The following is a 19,064-nucleotide window of genomic DNA, read 5'->3' on the forward strand; positions in this document are numbered from 1 at the left end:
TTCACCCACAGGAAGATGCCGCCCTCCGGCGCCTCGAATTCGGCCGCGGTGCCGAACTGCTCATTGAGCGCCTCCATCAGCGTGTCGAGCTTGGCGCGCAGGCCGCGCGTCAGCTTCGGCACATGGGTTGCAAAATGCGGCGCGCAATATTCCGCCAGCACCATCTGCTCCAGCGCGCCGCTGCCGGCGTCGGTCTTCAGCGCCAGCATCCGCGACATCATCTCCCAGGGCGCGACGATGAATCCGACCCGTAGCGCTGGGGCGATCGACTTCGAGAACGAGCCGATATGGATCACGCCGCCATGCTTGCTCATCGCATGGATCGCGGGCGGGCGCTCGCCCTTCCAGATCAGGTCGGCGTAGCAATCGTCCTCGAAAACAGGCACGCCGTATTCTTGCGACAGCTTCAAGAGTTCCGCGCGGCGCGTCTCCGGCATGATCGAACCGGTCGGGTTCTGCACGGTCGGGATGGTGTAGATATATTTCGGCGTGATGCCGCGCCTCTTGTGGTCGGCAAGCGCAGCCGCCAGCGCATCCATCCGCATGCCCTGATCGTCAAGGGGAATGCCGACCGCGTTGACGCCGAGCCGCGTCAGCCGCGTCAGCGCGCCCTGATAGGTCTCCTGCTCGACCAGCACGGTATCGCCGCGCGCCAGCAGGGTCTGGTTGACGAGGTCGAGCGCCTGCAGCGAGCCCGAGACGATCAGGATGTCGTCGGCGCTGCAGGCGATGCCGGCATCGCGCTTCAGCTTTCTGGTGAGGAATTCGCGCAAGGGGCGATAGCCCTGCGGACCGCTGGCGAGCCCATAGGTCGCGAGCGTCTTGCCCTCGCGGCGGAGCACGGCATTGACCGCTTCGATCAGGTCATCGACCGGAACCTGCTCGGGATCGTTGTTGCCGCCGACGAAACTGTATTTGGCCAGACCCGTCCACCGCGCGGCCGGCGCCGGCAATCCGGCGGGCAGCAGGGCTGAGAAGTCGAAGGGGGTTGCGGTGGACATGGATAGTTGCTCCCGTTTTGTTTTTCGTTGAGAAGGCGCATGGCCTTCCGGCAGGCTAGTTCTTGATGACCTTGATCGGACGGCCCTGGCTGATGAAGGCATAATGCCCGGCGCCGACGCTGCCGAACATCAGGGCTTCGACCGCGGGCTCGGCGATCTCGCCGGTGGCCGCCCAGTCGACCACAAAATTGGCGCCCGTTCCGCCGCGCAAATCGTTCGCCGCGATGAAGACTTCGACGGTCGCAAACGGTTTCAGCGCAACCGGGGACTTCAGGTAGCTCTCCACCATCTTGCCCGACGTGTCGAAATAGGCGATCCGCTTCAGCACCAGCGGGCGGGTTTCGGAGGCATTGTGGACGCTGAGCGTGACCGAGAAATCCGCCCGCAGCTTGCCCTGGCTCATCGAGACGCTGGAATAGACCGGGACATAGAACGCGCCCGATATTGCGAGATTTTCCGGCGGCAGCGTGGTGAGCGAGGCGGCGAAATTCTGCTCGATATTCCCGGTCTGCGCCCCGGCGGCCGCACAATGAAGGATCGACATCACGGCCAGAATCACGAAAAGAAGGCCTATTCTACCGCTGTGACACATTGCTTGTTTGACCCCCGCGCCGGGATCTCTAGGTTGCGGCAGGGGGAAGTCCGGAACCATGCACGAGCTTATTGGCGATATCACCTTATGCATCCTGTTCGCCTGGGTGCTTGGCCTGTTGGCACATTTCTCCCGGCAGCCGCTGATCCTGGCCTACCTTATCGCCGGGTTCCTCATTGGTCCATTCGGCATCGGCTGGGTCAAGTCCCAGGAGTCGATCAACGTCATCTCCGAGCTCGGCCTGATCTTCATGCTGTTCATGATCGGGCTGGAAATCGACCTGAAGAAGATCGTGCGCGCCGGCAAGGTCATCCTGTTCGCGGCGGGCGGGCAGTTGGTCGGCGGCGTCGTGCTCGGGTTGCTGTTCTTCATCGGCATCGGCCTGTCGATGGGCTCCGGCCATTTCGACGCGCTGTATCTGTGCGTCGCCTGCGCGCTGTCGAGCACCGTCATCATCGTCAAGGTGCTCTACGAGAAGCACGAACTCGACACCTTGCCGGGCCGGATCACGCTCGGCGTGCTGGTGCTGCAGGATATTTTTGCGATCCTGTTCCTGGCGGTGCAGCCCAGCCTCGATAATCTGCAGGTCAGCGTCATCCTGCTGTCGATCGCCCGGGTCGGCGCGCTGGTTGCGACCGCGCTGGTGCTCAGCCGCTACGTGCTGCCGTGGCTGTTCCACCAGATCGCGCGGCGGCCCGAACTGGTCCTGCTCGGCGCGCTGGCCTGGTGCTTCCTGATCGGCGAGATCGCAGAAAGGCTGCATCTGTCGCGCGAGATGGGCTCGCTGGTCGCGGGCGTGTCACTGTCGACGTTCCCCTATGCGCTCGACGTCACCGCCAAGGTGACGACGCTGCGCGACTTCTTCATCACGCTGTTCTTCGTCTCGCTCGGCATGACCATTCCGATTCCCGGCGCATCGGTGATCGGGCTGGCGCTGGCCATTGCTGCCTTCACCGTCGTCAGCCGCGTGGTGACGACGTTCCTGCCGCTCTATCTGATGAACCAGGGCCTGCGCGCCAGCCTGCTGCCGGCGATCAACCTGGCGCAGATTTCGGAATTCTCGCTGGTGGTGATCCAGACCGGGGTTCTCGCCAATCACATCAGCACGGAGACGTCGAGCGCGGCATCCTTTGCCTTCGTGGTGCTGGCGGTGCTGAGCACCTTCGTGATGGGCCGCAGCGACCAGGTCACGCGCGGCCTGATCGGCATCCTGAAGCGGATCGGCCTGCGCGATCTCGACCACAAGCATGAGGATGGCGAGCACGGGGGCGGCCATGGCGATGCGCGGCGGGTTGTCATCCTCGGTTTCTTCCGCGCCGCCAGCGCGCTGGTTGCCGAGATCGAGCGCCGCAACCCGCCGGCGCTCGACCAGATCACCGTGATCGACTTCAATCCGCTGGTGTTCCGCACCCTGACGGATCGCGGCATGCACGTGGTCTATGGCGATATCAGCAGCGTCGATACGCTGGTGCATGCCGGCGTCGGCAAGGCCGAACTGATCATCCTCAGCATCCCGGATTCGCTGCTCAAGGGTGCCGACAACGAAAAGCTGGTCCGGCATGTCCGCTCGCTCAATCCGACCGCCAAGATCGTCGCGACTGCGGAGATACTGGCCGATGTCGACGACCTCTACGAGGCCGGCGCCGATTACGTCACGGTGACGCGGCTCAGCGACGCCCATGAGCTCTACAAGGTGATCGAGGCCGCCCAGGCCGGGCTGCTGCACGACAAGCGTGCCGAGACCGACACGCTGCTCAGCGAGCGCCGCGAAGTGCTGCCGTAACGATCGATCCAAGAATGCCGTTATGCCGGGCTTGTGCGGGCTGAGCATTCGTCGTCTTTGGCGGCAACCCATGTCTCCCGCGTGCAATGCGGCGCAATAATCGGCGCGAGACCAGGGAACCGTGTGCCGCGGACAACAGTTACCCCCCGACGAAGCGGAGTTGTGCCGCCGATTGTTGATAGTTCAGGACGGCGCGGTGTATCTTTACTTTCCAGACCGAACCATCGGCAGATTTGGGGGCGAACGAAAGGCCATGCGCGCCTTGATCCTGGCATTGTCTATTCTGGCGATCTTCGGCAGCGCGCACTCTGCCAAGGCTGGTCTGAGCAGCACGCCCCGCGAAACGTTGGCGCCCGCCGATACGGCAAACGCTACCGACGAAGCGACTCAGGAGACCGAGGAACAGATCGGCCTCACCAGGGCAAAGCGCCGTGCGGTGCAACGTGGGCTGACCAGGCTCGGGTTCGACACCAAGGTCAACGGGAAGTTCGATGAATCGACCCGCGCCGTCATCGCGCGCTGGCAGGAGGAGCGCGGCTACCCTGCGACTGGCTTCCTCAACGTCGCCCAGCACAAGGTACTAACGGACGCCGCGGCAGAGGCTCGCAAATCTGGCCATCGGGAGCGTCGTCGCGCTGGGCGCCGTTCTCGCTATTCGCGCGGTGTCGGCGGTCCAATCGGCGCGATCGGCGGCGCGGTGCACGGCGTTGTAGGGGGCGTGGTGGGCGGACTATTCCGCAGGTGACTCGCCCAGCCTCAATGTTCTGTACCATCACAAGCTGCTTTCCTGCGCCATGGCATCGGCAAAGGCGGCGCGGCGGCGGGCGATGAAGCCGGCGATCAGGATTGCCGCTACCAGCAGCCAGACCGCTACCGCAATCGGGCTCTCGACATAGACCCAGGGATCGCCCTGGCTGAGGAACAGCGCCTCGCGAAAATGCTTTTCGATGTTGGGCCCGAGGATCAGCCCGACCACCAGCGGCGCCAGCTGGAACTTGATCTTGTTGAAGAAGTAGCCGACCACGCCGGCGGCAAGCAGCACCCAGACGTCGAAGATGCTGTTGCGGACGCTGTAGGTGCCGATCACGGACAGCACCAGCAGCAGCGGAATGAACAGATAGTGCGGTATCCGCAGCAGGCTCACCCAGACGCCGACCATCGGAATGTTCAGCGCCAGCAGCATGACGTTGCCGATATAGGCCGAGGCAATCAGGCCCCAGAAGATTTCCGGATGCTGCGTGATCAAGAGCGGCCCGGGCTGGATTCCCTGTACCAGCATCGCCGAGATCATCAGCGCTGCGATCGGCGTGAAGGGAATCCCGAGCGCGAGCAGGGGCACCAGCGAGGCGGTCGCGGCCGAGTTGTTGGCGGCCTCCGGGCCGGCGACGCCTTCGATCGCACCGCTGCCGATCTCCTTGGCGTGTTTCGAGGTCGCCTTTTCCAGCCGGTAGGCGGCGAACGAGGCCAGCGTGGCGGCGGGGCCGGGCACCAGGCCGAACAGGAAGCCCAGCGACGTCCCGCGCAGCCAGGACGGCACGGCGCGTTTCCACTCGGTGCGCGTCGGCAACAGCTCGCGCATCTTCACCGATTGAGGCTTGTTTGCCGCATGCATGCGGTCTTCGACCAGCAGCATCAGCTCGGCGAACCCGTAGAGACCGACCACGACCGGCACCAGCGACACGCCCTCGGCGAGATCGGGAATGCCGAAGGTAAAGCGGGTCTCGCCGGTCACGGCCTCCTGACCGATGGTGCCGAGCATCAGCCCGATCGTCATCGGCAGCAGCGCCGAGGCCAGCGTGCCGCCTGAAATCCGCGACATCACGATCAGGCCGCCCGCGGTGAGCGCGAAGAATTCCGCCGGCCCGAACAGGATCGCGACCTTGGCGAGCAGTGAGGAGAACATCATGACGCCGATCACGGCAAGCGTGCCGCCGACAAAGGAGCCGACCGCCACGATGGTCAGGGTCGCTCCGGCGCGGCCTTTTCTCGCGAGCTGGTAGCCGTCGATCGCGGTGACGACGGAGGCGGATTCGCCGGGAATGTTGAGCAGGATTGCCGTCGTCGAACCGCCATACATCGAGCCGTAGAAGATGCCGGCCATCATGATCAGGCCCGCGGTCGGATCGAGCGAGAAGGTCAGCGGCAGGATCAGCGCCACGCCGGCGACCGGACCGAGCCCCGGCAGCACGCCGATCGCGGTGCCCGCGAACGCGCCGACGAAGGCGGCCAGCAGATTGGCCGGGGTCGCGGCAACGCTCAATCCATACAGCAGGCCCTGGAACGAATTCATTTCATGCCCGTGCTAGAACAGCCATTGCCGGAACAGGCCGCCGGGCATCTGCACCTGCAGCAGCCGGACGAAGAACAGCTCGAAACCGACGGCGATGACGGTGGCGTAGATCGCTATCCGCACGAGCGATCTCGCGGGATCATCCGACAGCAGCCGCATGCTGGCGAACAGAAACAGTGCGGAAGCGACCATGTTGCCGATGACGGGCATCGCGAGGAAGTAGAACGCGAACGCGCCGAGCAGCAGAAGCAGCCGGTGAAGGTCGGCGCCGGCCGGGAGCGAGAAGGTCGCCGGCAGCGACCCGTCGCCACGGCGTTCGAACAGGATCGTGAGCGCCGACAGCGCCAGCAGCAGGCCGAGCGCGACCGGGAAGATCGCCGCTCCCGGCTTGTGCCATCGCCCGAACGAGAGCGTTTGCCAGGCGTTCGAAACGTAGAGGCCGGCCAGCAGCAGCGCGATCAGGGCGGTGATCCGCCGGGCCGGCGCCAGCGGGAAACTGCGCTCCGGCGTCACTTGTCGTCGTCCAGGAATTTGATGACATCGCGGAACTTGCTGTCATAGGCGGCAAGTTCCTTCTTCATGTCGTCGCCGAGTTTCGGATCGGAGGTGTAGCCATTGGCTTTCAGGAAGGTCTTGAACTCCTCGCTCTCGACGATGACTTTCGAGACCGCAAGCAGCTTGTCCAGCACCGGCCTTGGCAGGCCGTTGGGTGCGATCACGTAGTATCCCACCGGAAAGGTGTCCTTCCATGGCGTCTCGCCGATCGGCTTGGCGTCCGGGAGCAGCTCATACTTGCCCTCCTGGAACACCGCCAGCACCCGCAGCTTGCCGGCGTCGATCTGGCCCTTCATGCCGGGCGCAAATCCAGCCGTGCCGTCGACCCGGCCGCCGAGCGCGGCCAATGTGGCTTCGCCGCCGCCGCCGGTGAACGGCACGGTGACGATGCGCAGGCCGGCCAGCTTGTTGAGCTGCTGAACCGCGATGTCGTTGATGGAACGCAGGCCGGATACCGAAACCTTCAGCTTGCGCGGATTGGCGCGCGCTTCGGTCAGGAAGTCGTCCAGCGTCTTCCATCGCGAATCCGCCGGCACCGCCAGGATGACCGGGAGATCGGAAAGCTTGGCAATCGACTGGTAGTCGTTGGCCGACTTCCAGGCCAGCCCCTTCATTTCATGTGGCTGGTAGGCAAGGGACGAACTGGAGCCGAGCCCGATCGTATAGCCGTCCGGGGCCGAGCGGATCACGGCGCCGGTGCCGATCGTCGCCGACGCGCCGGGCTTATTCTCGACGATGACCTTGACCTTGAGTTGCTTCTCGAGGAGCTCGGCATATTTACGGCTGATCGGGTCGGTCGATCCACCCGGGGCGTAGGGCACGTAGAAGGTGATATCGCGGGTCGGCCACTCATCCGCGGCGCGCGAAGGCTGTGCTGTGCCGGCAAGCGCAGCCAGCAGCGCCAGAGCGGCCCATGCCATGCTGCGGAAATTCAACGGAAGACGCATGCTCGTCTCTTCCCCAACGTCTGTTCTTGTTCTTGTCGGGGGTGACCATGACGATGGTATCAGGACCTCGTCAATGCCTTTTGCCATGCTGGCCCGCAGGCCGGTACAATCCGGTTGCGTATTGACACTGGCGCGAGCCATTGAGTCCGGCTAATGCACTTGCTGAACAAAGTGAGATCTTGGGAAAATGGCCGATACGATCCAGGAAGTGCTGCAAGCCTTTGCCAGGGGTGAGCTCGTCGTCGTCACCGACGATGACGATCGCGAGGGCGAGGGCGATCTGATCGTCGCGGCCTCGCTGTGCACCGCGGAGAAGATGGCGTTCATCATCCGCCATACCTCCGGCATCGTCTGCGCGCCGATCACCACCGACGACGCCCGCCGGCTGCGGCTCGATCCGATGGTGGCGCACAATGAATCCAACCACACCACCGCCTTCACCGTCTCGATCGACTACAAGCCCGACGGAGGCACCGGCATCTCGGCGGAGGAGCGCGCCTCGTGCTGCCGCGCGCTTGCCAATCCCAACGCCGGCGCCAATGATTTCGCCCGGCCCGGTCACATCTTCCCGCTGATCGCCCGCGACGGCGGCGTGCTCTTGCGCTCCGGCCATACCGAAGCTGCGGTCGATCTCTGCAAGCTCTCCGGGCTGCCGCCGGTCGGCGTCATCTCCGAGTTGATGAACGACGACGGCACCGTGATGAAGGGCGAGCAGGTCGCGCGCTTCGCCGCCCAGCACAAGCTGAAGCATGTCACGATCGCTGACATGATCGCCTACCGGCAGGCGCGCGAGAAGCTGATCGAGCGCGTCGCGACCTTCACGACCGACAGCCCGATCGGTCCGCTGCAGGGCTATGCCTACCGTTCGCCGTTCGACGAAATCGCGCACGTCGCCTTTGTCTACAACGGCATCGGCGACGGCAAGAAGGTGCTGACGCGGCTGCACAAGCCGAACATCGTCAAGGATCTCTTCACCGGACAGGCGCGCATGCAAGTCGTGCTGGACCATTTCAGGAAGTCCGGCCGCGGCGTGCTGGTCTATTTGCGCGACGGCGCGGCCGGGGTTCCGGTCGAGCCGGTCGGCGAACAGAAGTCCGCGGAGGCCGATCGCAACCGGCAATGGCGTGAAGTCGGCGTCGGTGCCCAGATCCTGCGCGATCTCGGCATCACCTCGATCGTCAACCTGACCTCCTCGGTGCACGACTACAAGGGCCTGTCCGGTTTCGGCATCGAGATCGTTTCGAACGAAAAGCTGGACTGATGAGTTGTCATTCCGGGGCGATGCGCAGCATCGAACCCGGAATCTCGAGATTCCGGGTCTGGTGCTTACGCACCATCCCGGAATGACAATCGACCAATCCATTTGCGCTTCTGCCGATAGCGCATTAATTTGGCGGCAAATTTCCAACAGCAGCGTGATGCGAAAGGGATTTTCATGAGCGTGCGCCCTCAAGCCAAGGACAAGCCGGCGGCGGCTTCCTTCCAGTGGGATGATCCGTTCCTGCTCGACGAACAGCTCACCGAAGATGAGCGCATGATCCGCGACACCGCGCGCGCCTATGCGCAGGACAAGCTCCTGCCGCGCGTCATCAACGCGTATCTGGAGGAGAAGACCGACCGCGAGATCTTCAACGAGATGGGCGAACTCGGCCTGATCGGCGTCACGCTGCCGGAAGAGTATGGCTGCGCCAATGCGAGCTACGTCGCCTACGGCCTCGTTGCGCGCGAGATCGAGCGGGTCGATTCCGGCTATCGCTCGATGAACTCGGTGCAGTCCTCGCTGGTGATGTATCCGATCTACGCCTATGGCGACGAGAACCAGCGCAAGAAATACCTGCCGAAGCTTGCGACCGGCGAGTGGGTCGGCTGCTTCGGCCTGACCGAGCCGGACGCCGGCTCCGACCCGGGCGGCATGAAGACCCGCGCCGAGAAGGTCGCCGACGGCTACCGGCTGACCGGCGCCAAGATGTGGATCTCGAATGCGCCGATCGCCGATGTCTTCGTGGTCTGGGCCAAGTCGGCGGCACATGACAACCAGATCCGCGGCTTCATCCTCGAGAAGGGCATGAAGGGCCTGTCGGCGCCGAAGGTCGGCGGCAAGCTGTCGTTGCGCGCGTCCGTGACCGGCGAGATCGTGATGGACGGCGTCGTGGTGCCGGAGAGCGCGCTGCTGCCCAACGTATCGGGCCTGAAGGGGCCGTTCGGCTGCCTCAACCGCGCCCGCTACGGCATTTCCTGGGGCGCGATGGGCGCCGCCGAGGACTGCATGCACCGCGCGCGGCAATACACGCTCGACCGCAAGCAGTTCAACCGGCCGCTCGCGGCCACGCAACTGGTGCAGAAGAAACTCGCCGACATGGAAACCGAGATCGCGCTCGGCCTGCAGGCATCGCTCCGCGTCGGCCGCCTGATGGACGAGGGCAGGTTCGCCCCGGAAATGATCTCGATCGTCAAGCGCAACAATTGCGGCAAGGCGCTCGACATCGCGCGCGTCTCGCGCGACATGCACGGCGGCAACGGCATCCAGATCGAATATCACGTGATGCGCCACACCGCGAATTTGGAAACCGTGAACACCTATGAAGGTACCCACGACGTCCACGCCCTGATCCTGGGCCGGGCGATCACCGGCATTCAGGCGTTTGGGTAAACTCCTTACTCGTCATTCCGGGGCGATGCGAAGCATCGAACCCGGAATCTCGGGCCGTATTCTTTTCCCTCATTTCGAGATTCCGGGTTCATCGCTCTGCGATGCCCCGGAATGACGCCAAGAAGAAAAGCCATGGCCGACAACGACGACATCCCGTTCAACCGCGACTTCCCGCTCAAGCCCGGCGTCGTCGACGAGGCGCGGCCCGGCGTGCGGCGGGTGCTGTGCAACAATCCGAGCCCGTTCACCTTCACCGGCACGGTCAGCTACATCGTGGGCACCGGCAATGTCGCGATCATCGATCCCGGCCCGGACGACGAAGCGCATGCGAAGGCGCTGCTCGATGCCGTCAGGGGCGAGACCGTGACGCATATCCTGGTCACCCATACCCATCGCGACCATTCGCCGAATACCGCGCGGATCAAGACGGCGACCGGCGCGCCCGTCTATGCCGAGGGACCGCACCGCGCTTCGCGGCCGCGCTTCGAGAGCGAGAAGCACAATCCGGAATCCGGCTCCGACCGCGATTTCCGGCCCGACATCGAGGTCAAGGACGGCGACGTCATCGAAGGGACGGGCTGGGCGCTGGAGGCGGTTGCGACCCCCGGCCACACCGCCAATCATCTGGCGTTCGCCTGGGGTGAGCGAAAGATCAATTTCGTCGGGGATCACGTGATGGGCTGGTCGACCTCGATCGTGGCGCCGCCGGACGGATCGATGATCGACTACATGGCCTCGCTGGCGCGGCTGGAAGCGCGCGCGGAGGACCTGTATTTCTCAGGCCATGGGCCGGAAATTCCGGAAGGGCCGCGCTACGTCCGTTTCCTGACCCGCCACCGCCAGGCCCGCGAGGCCTCGATCCTGCACCGGCTGGCCAAGGGCGAGGCCGACATCCCGACCATGGTGCGTGCGATCTATATCGGCATCGACCCGCGGCTGACCAACGCCGCCGGCTATTCGGTGCTGGCCCATCTGGAAGATCTGGTCGCCCGCGGCATCGTCGCAACCGACGGCGATCCGGTGATCGGCGGAACGTATCGGATGGCTTAGGGGCGAAGAGCGAATGGCGAATAGGGAAGGGTCGCGTGACCACCATTCGCCATTCGCTACTCGCCGTCTCATTTCTTCACCGTCTTTGCCTGGGCCTTGGCCGGCGCCTGCGGCTTCTTCGTTGCCGGCTTGGCATTGTCGACGGCGGTGTTGATGTCCTCGATCAGCTTCGAGACGCGCGCGGCGTTGCTGCCGAGGTCGCTTTCGAAATAGCGCGAGGAGGAGCGGATATCGACGCGCGATTCCTCGCCATCGGGGGTGATGCGGATCGCGACGTCCTCGCGGAAGCCCATGATCGGCGTCCGCGCCACCGCCTCGATGCGGCCGACCCGGCGCGGCGGCTGCGGCGGGCGCTCGTCGATGACAAGCCATTTGCGCCTGGTGACCAGCGCCAGCGCCACGTCATAGGCGCGCTGCGGCGGCACTTCGAGTTCCACCGTCTCGATATCTGGGTAGGCGATCCGCTGCTGCTCGGCCGAATAGAGCCCGGCATAGACGGCGGAGTTGCTGCCGTCGCCGCTGCGCAGCCGCGCCAGTGCCTCGAAGCGGGGCGGGTCGACCGGATCGGTGGTGATGTCGTGGATTGCCGGCAGCTTGCGGTATTGCAGGGCGAGGTAGGCCGGGTAGGCGAGCAGCACGGCGTTGATCAGGAACGCCAGCAGGATGCGCCCCATGCCGCGCGAGCCGTTCTGCCAGATCGCGGCAAAGGCGGCGAGGCCAAGCAGGATCGAAAGCACGGCGAGGCCGAGCGCGCCGAAAAAGGTCGCCAGCGCCGGCTTCATCTCGAGAAAGCCGAAGCGGACGATCAGGATCGAGACGATGACCGCGACCACGGCGAAGATGGCAAGGTTGCGCGACCAGGTGGCGAGGCTGGACACGGGCTCCGACTGGTAGGGAGCGGAAAACCTTCGGGCCATCGGTGAAAATCTACCGTGTTTCAGGGTTCGGTCCGGCGGACGGGCCGGGTTGCAAGCCCGCAGCTTGAGACCACGGCATGGCGCGAATTTCAAGGTTTTGCACGCGATGGCAGTCGATCAATTGCAACGCTACGGCAACCCTGCGGGTTAACCATCGCTGTAAAGTGATTATTAGTTGTACATTGAAGTGGTTCCCACTTTCGTCTACCTCTCGCCGCCGGGTTGTCGTATTTGCCGCAAAACGGGACTGTCCTGCACGGGACGCCGGCACACGCGCCAGCCGATTGAGGAAACGGCGGGTGTAGCCGGAAGCGCTGCAGGGTGATCTCAACCAGATCTCAACTACTCTTGGTCCTTGTTATGGGGCGGAGTCGCAAAAAAATTGCGGTTGCGCCCCGGGAGTTCTAGGATCGGAGTGGGCGCAATCGGCATACGTCCACGGGGCTGGCGGAAGGCCCCACGAGGGCGAGTGTTCAGTATGAGTGATGCAAAGCACCGAGGATCTGTCGGCCCGAACGACCCGTCATATTATGCGCCGCGGGAGTCGAGGGACCGGGCGGGCGGTGAGCAGCCCAATCCGATGATCATGCAGAACAACGATGGCTGGCGTCCGCGCGTGACGACCGAGGGGCCGCCCTTGCAGCCGCTCAGCAAGCCCGCCCGCCGCCAGGATTCCGAAATGTTCAGCAAGGCCGTCGCCCAGGCCATGCAGGAGGCGAGGGACAACGTGCCCGTCGAGGCGCCGTCCGTGCTGCGCGACCTGTCGGGCCGCCGCGCCTTGTTTCAGCAGGCGATCCGCTTCTCGATCGCGGTGGCGATCGCGGCCAGCATCGCGATGCTGCTCGTGATGGCCATTCCGTCTCCGCAGCGTCCCAACCAGGAAAATGCGTCGCTTTCGGCCGCCTGGCAGTCGGTGAAGTCATCGGTAATTCCGACCCAGCCGCCGCAGCCGGCGAAGCGCACGCCGACGCTCGCCGTACAGGATGGCAGCGGCTTCACCAACGATCCCGTGCCGCTTGGAATTCACGTCGGCTCTCCGCCGCCCGACGCCTATGTATCCGTTGCCGGCCTGACCGCCGGTTCGCGGCTGACCTCCGGCAAGCGGGTCGGCGCCAGCGAATGGCGCGTGCCCGCGACCGAGATCTCCGGGGTTTCGGTGATTCCGCCTGATGGATTCAGCGGTCAGATGCTGGTGACCGCCGAATTGCGCGACGGCAGTGGTGCGGCGCTGACCGGGACCTCGACGCGGCTGACCTGGGCGCCGGTGCCCGTTGCGGCACCCGCGCCGGTAGCTGCTCCCGCGCCGGTCGTTGCGCCGCCGGTCGTTGCTCCGCCGGTTGCCGCTGCCCCGATGTTGCCGTCGCCCGTCGCGGTCGCCACGGCCGCACCGTCGACGCCCGCGCTCGCCGCGGCCCCGCCGCAGGCGGAGGTCGTGCGTACGCTCGATCCGAAGGAAATCGCCGTCCTGCTCAAGCGCGGACAGGACCTGCTTTCGGCCGGAGACGTGCAGTCGGCCCGCCTGTTGCTGTTGCGCGGCGCCGAAGCCCGGGACGCTCGCTCGGCCCTGCTGGTAGGCACGACCTACGATCCGGCGCGGCTCAGGCAGATCGGCGCCGGCGGCCCGCTCGCCGACGTCGCGCAGGCCCGCATGTGGTATCAGCGGGCAAAGGAATGGGGCGAGCCTGACGCGCAGCGGCGGCTCGACGCGCTGGCACTCTCGCGCTGAGTCATCGACGGCCGCGTCTCACACGTCCGTCACGGACCAACGCCCCGGTCCGCCTGAATTCCGAAACGTCCAGTCGGAAAAGCCGGCGTGCGATCTGGCGCACGCCGGCCTTTCGTTGGCATTTCCCTCAGGGACGAATCTGCTTCACGCCGCCGCGTTCGGGAAGCGGTAGCTCTTGAACTGATCGCGCAGCGCGGTCTTCAGGATCTTGCCGGTCGCGGTGTGGGGAATGCCCTCGACGAAAGCGACGTCGTCGGGCATCCACCATTTGGCGATCTTGCCGTCCATGAATTTCAGGATGTCTTCCCGCGTTGCGGTCTGGCCGGCCTTGAGCTGCACGATCAGCAGCGGGCGCTCGTCCCATTTGGGATGGTAGACGCCGATCACGGCGGCTTCCGCGACTGCGGGATGGCCGACCGCGAGGTTCTCCAGGTCGATCGACGAAATCCATTCGCCGCCGGACTTGATGACGTCCTTGGAGCGGTCGGTGATCCGCATGTAGCCGTGTTCGTCGATGGTCGCGACGTCGCCGGTGTCGAAGAAGCCTTCCTCGTCGAGGATGCTGGTGTCGACCTTGAAATAGGCCCTGGCGACCGCGGGACCGGAGACCTTGAGGCGGCCGAAGGTCTTGCCGTCCCACGGCAGCTCCTTGCCGGCATCGTCGGTGATCTTCATCTCGACGCCGAACGGTGGGTAGCCCTGGGTCTGCAGGATGTCGAGCCGCTCTTCGCCGGCGAGTTCGGCGAACGGCGGCTTCAGCGCCGCAACCGTGCCGATCGGGCTCATCTCGGTCATGCCCCAGGCGTGGCGCACGCGAATCCCCATGTCGACGAACGACTTGATCATCGAGCGCGGCATCGCCGAGCCGCCGCACACCACGCTCTTGAGGTGGGGCAGCTTCAGATTGTTGGCCGCCATGTGGTTGAGCAGCATCAGCCATACCGTCGGCACGCCGGCGGTATGCGTGACCTTCTCGGTGTCGAGCAGTTCGTACACCGACGCGCCGTCGAGCTTGGGACCGGGCATTACGAGCTTGGTGCCCATCGAAGGTGCGGAGAAGGCGATGCCCCAGCTGTTGGCATGGAACAACGGCACCACCGGCAGCATTGTCTCGGCGGCGCTGGTGCCGAGGGCGTCGACATTGTTGGCCATCAGCCCGTGCAACACGTTGGAGCGATGCGAATACAACACGCCCTTCGGATCGCCCGTGGTGCCCGAGGTGTAGCACATCGCGGCCGCGGTATTTTCGTCAAAGTCCTTCCAGGTGAACTTGCCGTCGACTTCGCCGATCCAGTCCTCATAGGCGACCGCGTTCTTCAGCGTGGTCTTCGGCATGTTGGCCTTGTCGGTCAGCACGACATAGCGCTCGACGCTCGTCAGGCTGTCGGCGAGCTTCTCCAGGATCGGCACGAAGGTGATGTCGGTGATGACGATGCGGTCCTGCGCATGGTTGACGATCCAGGCGATCTGGTCGGGGAAAAGCCGCGGATTGACGGTGTGGCAGATCGCACCGATTCCCATGATGCCGTACCAGCATTCGAGATGGCGCCAGGTATTCCAGGCGATTGTGGCGATGCGGTCGCCAAGCTTGATGCCGTCGCGCTCGAGACGTTGCGATACTTTCAGCGCGCGTGCATGAATTTCGGCGTAATTGGTCCGATGAATGGGCCCCTCGACGGATCGGGTGACGACCTCTTGCGTACCGTGATACTTCGCCGCGTGTTCGATAATCCGATGGCAAAGCAAAGGCCAGTCTTGCATCAATCCGAGCATACGCACTTCCCTCCAGTGGTTCGTTCTTTGCCGCGATCCGCATCCGTGACCGGCGGCTCGGCGGTTTGGTTCGTGGAATTGACATGAACTCTACCGCGCGGAAAGCAAGCCGAAAATGGGCTAATGGTGCCATTGGCCGCATCGGAGGCGCCATGGTTACTGCCGCTGCGGGAGCGCTCTTGATTGGCATGCCAGCCGATCCGGCCCGGGCGGCCAAAGGCTCGCGCGCCACGCCCTGGGACGGCCTGTTCAGCCATCTGGAGCCCCGCGCGCGAGGAAAGGCGCGCGATGCCGTGGTGCCGCTGCCGAAGCCGCGTCCGGAGGAGGCGCCTTCGGCCGAGCGCGACGAAGATACCGACAAGGACCAGGCGTCCCCCGAGAAGGACAAGGCTGCGGATAAGGCGAAGCAGCAGGCGACGCCGGCGCCCAAGCCCACGCCGTCCACGCCGGAGCCATCGGCGTGCCGGCTGGCGCTGACGGAGGCCATCGCGATTGCGCCGAGCGTCCCCGATATCCGCGGCGCCGGCGGCTGCGGGGGCGAGGATTTGGTGCGGCTGGAGGCGGTCGTGCTGCCGGACAAGCGGCAGGTTTCGGTGAAGCCCGCGGCGATCCTGCGCTGTACCATGGCCTCCGCGATTGCCGACTGGATCCGCAGCGACATCGCGCCCCTGGCGCAGCGGGTCGGCAGCGCCATTTCCGAACTCGACAATTTCGACTCGTTCGAGTGCCGCGGCCGCAACCGTGTGGTCGGCGCGAAACTGTCCGAACACGGCCGCGCCAACGCGCTCGACGTGCGCGGTTTCAAGTTCGCCGATGGCAGCTTCGTCTCGCTGACCGACCGCACCGTGCCGCGGCAATTGCGCGAAACCGTGCTGCATTCGGTCTGCACGCGATTTTCCACCGTACTCGGGCCGAATTCGGACTGGTACCACGAGGACCACATCCATCTCGACCTGATGGAACGGCGCGGCAATTACCGGATCTGCCAGTGGGACGTATTGGACCCGCTGCCGCCAAAAGCCCCGCTATTGCCCGCCGAGCGGCCCGAGGAGGCGCCGCCGCGCGAGGTCGCCGGCAAGGAAGACAGCAAACCGCATGCCGGCAGGCCGGATGCCGAGAAATCGGAGGCCGAGAAACCGGACAGCGAGAAATCGGACGAGGCTGAGCCGCCGCGCGAGGAGAAGCCCGCAACGAAAAAGCGCCGGCAAAACCGGCGCTCTTGAATCGTGGCTTGAAGTTGTACGCGACGCCGACCTCAGCGCCCGGCTTATTGCGGGCTCGGACCGGCCAGGCCGCCGCCCTGCAGCGCCATCTTGGAATTGTACGGCGAGTCACCCTGCTTGGGCTCGAGCACGACGACGACCGTGCCCTGCTTGACGCGGGTGTAGAGGTCGATGACGTCCTCGTTGGTCATGCGGATGCAGCCCGACGAGATCGAAGCGCCGATATATTCCGGCTGGTTGGTGCCGTGGATGCGGAACAGCGTGTCGCGGCCGCCCTGATAGAGGTAGAGCGCGCGGGCGCCGAGCGGATTGTCGACGCCGCCGGGCACCGAGGCCGGCAGGCCTTCGATCCGCTTGTGGATGTCGGCAGTCGGCGTCCATTTCGGCCATTCCGCCATGTTGCCGACCTTTGCGATGCCGGAAAACGCGAGCGCTTCCTCGCCGACGGTAACGCCGTAGCGGATCGCCTTGCCGTTGTCCTGCACCAGATAGAGATAGTGGTTGTCGGAATCGACGACGATCGTGCCGGGGAGTTCCTTGCGGTGATAGTCGACGATGGCGCGGCGGAACGGCTCGGCCACCGGAACGGCCGTGTAGCGCGCCTTGGCGAGTTGAGCCTTGTCGTTGGGCTTGAGGCTGGCTTCAGGGGCTGCCTGATAGGTTGTTGCCGGCATGCAACCAGACAACGCAAGGCCGGCAGCGAGCAGCCCCAAGATTACTTTCAACGACGACATGACACAGTTCCAATCGAAAGTCTGGCGTTCGCGGGCCCATCTTGCGCCCGAAACGCGACGATTCCATTAAATTCATTATCCGCAAAAACCGGCCAATAGGCCAGCATTTGCAGTCCCGTTCGGCGCTGCGGAAGGCTAGCTGTGGCTTTTGGGTCGCAAATTTTGCGACTCCCGGTTGATTTCTGAGCATCTGATGCGCCTGAGCACGATCGAAGTCGCTCCTGCGCCACCCCGTTGCCATAAATATGGACAGGCGGTTAATGCGCGGGTCATGAAGCCCTTGCCAGAATCGGGTTTAGTGCCGCTGTTATTAATTGCGTTTTGAAGCGAAGTGGGTGCCGGTTCGCGTAAAGAACGCGCGTCAGAACAACGGGCTGCCGCCCAGTTCCGGAGTTGCCCATGTTTTCGGTGTTTGTTCCTGCCGGAGCCGCCCTCAAGAAGCTCCCCCCGATGGACCCGGCGGCGCTGCCGGACAATGTGGTCTGGATCGACCTGTTGAATCCGACCACGGAGGAGGACCGGGCGGTCGAGCGGCTGGCGGGGATCGCGGTCCCGACCCGGGAAGACATGCAGGAAATCGAGATTTCCAGCCGCCTCTATATCGAGAACGGCGCCCGCTACATGACCGCGACGCTGATGTGCAATTCCGACACCGACATGCCGAAGACCACGGCCGTGACCTTCATTCTGGCCGGTCACCGCCTGGTCACCGTCCGCTACGATGAGCCGAAGCCGTTTGCCCTGATCGAGCACAAGCTGGCGCGCTCATGCATGCCGGGCATATCGGGCGAGATGGTGATGATGGAACTGCTCGATGCGGTGATCGACCGCTGCGCTGACATTCTGGAGCGCGCCGGCGCCGAGGTTGACCAGGTCTCGCACGACATCTTCGAGCCGGAAAGCGCGCGCCACGGCCAGGCCAAGCGCTACTCGCAGATCCTGATCGCGATCGGCCGCAAGGGCGACCTGGTCTCCAAGGTCCGCGAAAGCCTGGTCTCGATCGGCCGCGTCGTCACCTTCCTGTCGGCCGTGGTCGAGGGCGTCAAATGGTCCAAGGACATGCGCGAGCAGCTCAAGACCATGCAGCGCGACGTCGGTTCCCTGACCGATCACGCCTCCTATCTTTCCAACAAGATCACCTTTGTGCTCGACGCCATGCTCGGCGTCGTCAATCTCGAGCAGAACAACATCATCAAGCTGTTCTCGGTGATGGCGGTCGTGCTGATGCCGCCGACGCTGATCGCCTCGATCTACGGCATGAACTTCAAGGCCATGCCGGAACTCGAATGGGCGCACGGCTATCCGATGGCGCTCGTCATGATGCTCATGGCAGCGGTGCTGCCGTACTTTCTCTTCAAGTGGAAGAAGTGGCTGTAGCGTAGGTTTCCTTGAGGTTTCCTTGGCGTTTCCTTGGCGTTTCCACACCTGCGAAGACCGGTTCAACTCCACCGCTAAAATTTGAGCGGTGGACTGAACGAATGGTCGAAATTTGTCTGCGATAACTTGCGTCTCAGGCCGCGAGGATCCCATGGTTGAGAAACGTATAATGTTGCCGCGTAATGTCATCGATCTGGCGCGCTATCAGCAGGGCCGCATCGCTGACAAGGCGCAGGCGTTCTCGACGCGGCTTTGCCGGCACTGCGGCGCGGCGCTGGCGGACGGCGAGAACGAGGACGAGTGTTCGAGCGCGTTCAATATCGCGGCGGCCAATCCGCGCACCGTGCAGCTGAAACTTCGCGCGGAGTGAGCGGCAGGCCGCGGATGCAGAACCTCATCCTGAGAGGGGGAGAATGTTTCGCTCTCGCCCGGAGAATTTTACATTT

General features: G+C 64.3%; 17 protein-coding genes. 9 read left to right on the forward strand and 8 right to left on the reverse strand.

Annotation, left to right across the window (positions count from 1 at the left end):
• Together V7E26_RS22735 and V7E26_RS22740 are read right to left on the reverse strand one after the other, a co-directional pair.
• The coding region (locus tag V7E26_RS22735) for an aminotransferase-like domain-containing protein (protein WP_324420452.1) at positions 1 to 1,001 on the reverse strand (1,001 nt) is incomplete at its 3' end.
• Between the two features lie 55 nt (positions 1,002 to 1,056).
• Positions 1,057 to 1,545, reverse strand: coding sequence for a DUF3124 domain-containing protein (locus V7E26_RS22740; RefSeq protein WP_324420454.1), 489 nt, complete (start codon positions 1,543 to 1,545; stop codon positions 1,057 to 1,059).
• A 106-nt stretch (positions 1,546 to 1,651) separates the two neighbouring features.
• On the opposite strand from V7E26_RS22740, the gene V7E26_RS22745 reads away from it, so the two are divergent.
• Positions 1,652 to 3,376: a cation:proton antiporter gene (locus V7E26_RS22745; RefSeq protein WP_324420456.1), complete on the forward strand. Its 1,725-nt coding sequence runs from the start codon at positions 1,652 to 1,654 to the stop codon at positions 3,374 to 3,376.
• 253 nt (positions 3,377 to 3,629) lie between these two features.
• Complete coding sequence (locus V7E26_RS22750; protein WP_324420458.1) at positions 3,630 to 4,121, forward strand: peptidoglycan-binding domain-containing protein; 492 nt, start codon at positions 3,630 to 3,632, stop codon at positions 4,119 to 4,121.
• 27 nt (positions 4,122 to 4,148) lie between these two features.
• On the opposite strand, the gene V7E26_RS22755 is transcribed toward V7E26_RS22750, so the two are convergent.
• Genes V7E26_RS22755 through V7E26_RS22765 form a run of 3 tightly spaced genes read right to left on the reverse strand, consistent with a single transcriptional unit; the run spans position 4,149 to position 7,168 of the window.
• Entirely contained in the window at positions 4,149 to 5,666 is a 1,518-nt protein-coding gene (locus V7E26_RS22755; protein WP_324420460.1) for a tripartite tricarboxylate transporter permease, read from the reverse strand.
• 12 nt (positions 5,667 to 5,678) lie between these two features.
• Positions 5,679 to 6,179, reverse strand: a complete 501-nt coding sequence (locus tag V7E26_RS22760) for a tripartite tricarboxylate transporter TctB family protein (RefSeq protein ID WP_324420463.1) — start codon at positions 6,177 to 6,179, stop codon at positions 5,679 to 5,681.
• On the reverse strand, positions 6,176 to 7,168 hold the full coding sequence (locus V7E26_RS22765; RefSeq protein WP_324420465.1) for a Bug family tripartite tricarboxylate transporter substrate binding protein: 993 nt from the start codon (positions 7,166 to 7,168) through the stop codon (positions 6,176 to 6,178). The genes V7E26_RS22760 and V7E26_RS22765 overlap by 4 nt, the downstream gene beginning before the upstream one ends.
• A 187-nt stretch (positions 7,169 to 7,355) precedes the next feature.
• On the opposite strand from V7E26_RS22765, the gene ribB reads away from it, so the two are divergent.
• The 3 genes from ribB (at position 7,356) to V7E26_RS22780 (ending at position 10,868) form a co-directional block, all read left to right on the forward strand.
• A complete protein-coding gene (gene ribB, locus V7E26_RS22770) occupies positions 7,356 to 8,429 on the forward strand; it encodes a 3,4-dihydroxy-2-butanone-4-phosphate synthase (protein WP_324420467.1) in 1,074 nt (357 codons plus the stop codon).
• 174 nt (positions 8,430 to 8,603) lie between these two features.
• Positions 8,604 to 9,818 carry an acyl-CoA dehydrogenase gene (locus V7E26_RS22775; protein WP_324420469.1) on the forward strand — a complete coding sequence of 405 codons (1,215 nt, stop codon included), beginning with the start codon at positions 8,604 to 8,606 and terminating at the stop codon, positions 9,816 to 9,818.
• 132 nt (positions 9,819 to 9,950) lie between these two features.
• Positions 9,951 to 10,868, forward strand: coding sequence for an MBL fold metallo-hydrolase (locus tag V7E26_RS22780; protein WP_324420471.1), 918 nt, complete (start codon positions 9,951 to 9,953; stop codon positions 10,866 to 10,868).
• Positions 10,869 to 10,936: 68 nt separating this feature from the next.
• Here V7E26_RS22780 and V7E26_RS22785 read toward each other — a convergent pair whose 3' ends face one another.
• Entirely contained in the window at positions 10,937 to 11,785 is an 849-nt protein-coding gene (locus V7E26_RS22785) for a DUF1499 domain-containing protein (protein ID WP_324420473.1), read from the reverse strand.
• Between the two features lie 586 nt (positions 11,786 to 12,371).
• Here V7E26_RS22785 and V7E26_RS22790 point away from each other — a divergent pair.
• Positions 12,372 to 13,511 carry a hypothetical protein gene (locus tag V7E26_RS22790; RefSeq protein ID WP_324420475.1) on the forward strand — a complete coding sequence of 380 codons (1,140 nt, stop codon included), beginning with the start codon at positions 12,372 to 12,374 and terminating at the stop codon, positions 13,509 to 13,511.
• Positions 13,512 to 13,655: 144 nt separating this feature from the next.
• On the opposite strand, the gene V7E26_RS22795 is transcribed toward V7E26_RS22790, so the two are convergent.
• A complete protein-coding gene (locus V7E26_RS22795) occupies positions 13,656 to 15,284 on the reverse strand; it encodes a fatty-acid--CoA ligase (protein WP_324420478.1) in 1,629 nt (542 codons plus the stop codon).
• A gap of 83 nt (positions 15,285 to 15,367) precedes the next feature.
• Here V7E26_RS22795 and V7E26_RS22800 point away from each other — a divergent pair, with 83 nt between their 5' ends.
• Complete coding sequence (locus tag V7E26_RS22800; RefSeq protein ID WP_442893460.1) at positions 15,368 to 16,507, forward strand: extensin family protein; 1,140 nt, start codon at positions 15,368 to 15,370, stop codon at positions 16,505 to 16,507.
• 44 nt (positions 16,508 to 16,551) lie between these two features.
• On the opposite strand, the gene V7E26_RS22805 is transcribed toward V7E26_RS22800, so the two are convergent.
• Complete coding sequence (locus V7E26_RS22805) at positions 16,552 to 17,241, reverse strand: L,D-transpeptidase (protein WP_324420482.1); 690 nt, start codon at positions 17,239 to 17,241, stop codon at positions 16,552 to 16,554.
• 399 nt (positions 17,242 to 17,640) lie between these two features.
• On the opposite strand from V7E26_RS22805, the gene V7E26_RS22810 reads away from it, so the two are divergent.
• Positions 17,641 to 18,618, forward strand: coding sequence for a magnesium transporter CorA family protein (locus tag V7E26_RS22810; protein ID WP_324420484.1), 978 nt, complete (start codon positions 17,641 to 17,643; stop codon positions 18,616 to 18,618).
• Between the two features lie 169 nt (positions 18,619 to 18,787).
• Complete coding sequence (locus tag V7E26_RS22815; protein ID WP_442893461.1) at positions 18,788 to 18,988, forward strand: hypothetical protein; 201 nt, start codon at positions 18,788 to 18,790, stop codon at positions 18,986 to 18,988.
• Positions 18,989 to 19,064: the final 76 nt, after the last annotated feature.

Origin of the sequence: Bradyrhizobium sp., from assembly GCF_036735945.1 — a bacterium.
Lineage (GTDB): Bacteria > Pseudomonadota > Alphaproteobacteria > Rhizobiales > Xanthobacteraceae > Bradyrhizobium.

Bases quoted from the DNA above. Each gene is read 5' to 3' on its own strand.
- V7E26_RS22740 (WP_324420454.1), bottom strand. From the start codon at position 1,545: ATGTCGATCCTTCATTGTGCGGCCGCCGGGGCGCAGACCGGGAATATC.
- V7E26_RS22745 (WP_324420456.1), top strand. From the start codon at position 1,652: ATGCACGAGCTTATTGGCGATATCACCTTATGCATCCTGTTCGCCTGG.
- V7E26_RS22750 (WP_324420458.1), top strand. From the start codon at position 3,630: ATGCGCGCCTTGATCCTGGCATTGTCTATTCTGGCGATCTTCGGCAGC.
- V7E26_RS22755 (WP_324420460.1), bottom strand. From the start codon at position 5,666: ATGAATTCGTTCCAGGGCCTGCTGTATGGATTGAGCGTTGCCGCGACC.
- V7E26_RS22765 (WP_324420465.1), bottom strand. From the start codon at position 7,168: ATGCGTCTTCCGTTGAATTTCCGCAGCATGGCATGGGCCGCTCTGGCG.
- ribB (WP_324420467.1), top strand. From the start codon at position 7,356: ATGGCCGATACGATCCAGGAAGTGCTGCAAGCCTTTGCCAGGGGTGAG.
- V7E26_RS22775 (WP_324420469.1), top strand. From the start codon at position 8,604: ATGAGCGTGCGCCCTCAAGCCAAGGACAAGCCGGCGGCGGCTTCCTTC.
- V7E26_RS22780 (WP_324420471.1), top strand. From the start codon at position 9,951: ATGGCCGACAACGACGACATCCCGTTCAACCGCGACTTCCCGCTCAAG.
- V7E26_RS22785 (WP_324420473.1), bottom strand. From the start codon at position 11,785: ATGGCCCGAAGGTTTTCCGCTCCCTACCAGTCGGAGCCCGTGTCCAGC.
- V7E26_RS22790 (WP_324420475.1), top strand. From the start codon at position 12,372: ATGCAGAACAACGATGGCTGGCGTCCGCGCGTGACGACCGAGGGGCCG.
- V7E26_RS22795 (WP_324420478.1), bottom strand. From the start codon at position 15,284: ATGCTCGGATTGATGCAAGACTGGCCTTTGCTTTGCCATCGGATTATC.
- V7E26_RS22800 (WP_442893460.1), top strand. From the start codon at position 15,368: ATGAACTCTACCGCGCGGAAAGCAAGCCGAAAATGGGCTAATGGTGCC.
- V7E26_RS22805 (WP_324420482.1), bottom strand. From the start codon at position 17,241: ATGTCGTCGTTGAAAGTAATCTTGGGGCTGCTCGCTGCCGGCCTTGCG.
- V7E26_RS22810 (WP_324420484.1), top strand. From the start codon at position 17,641: ATGTTTTCGGTGTTTGTTCCTGCCGGAGCCGCCCTCAAGAAGCTCCCC.
- V7E26_RS22815 (WP_442893461.1), top strand. From the start codon at position 18,788: ATGTTGCCGCGTAATGTCATCGATCTGGCGCGCTATCAGCAGGGCCGC.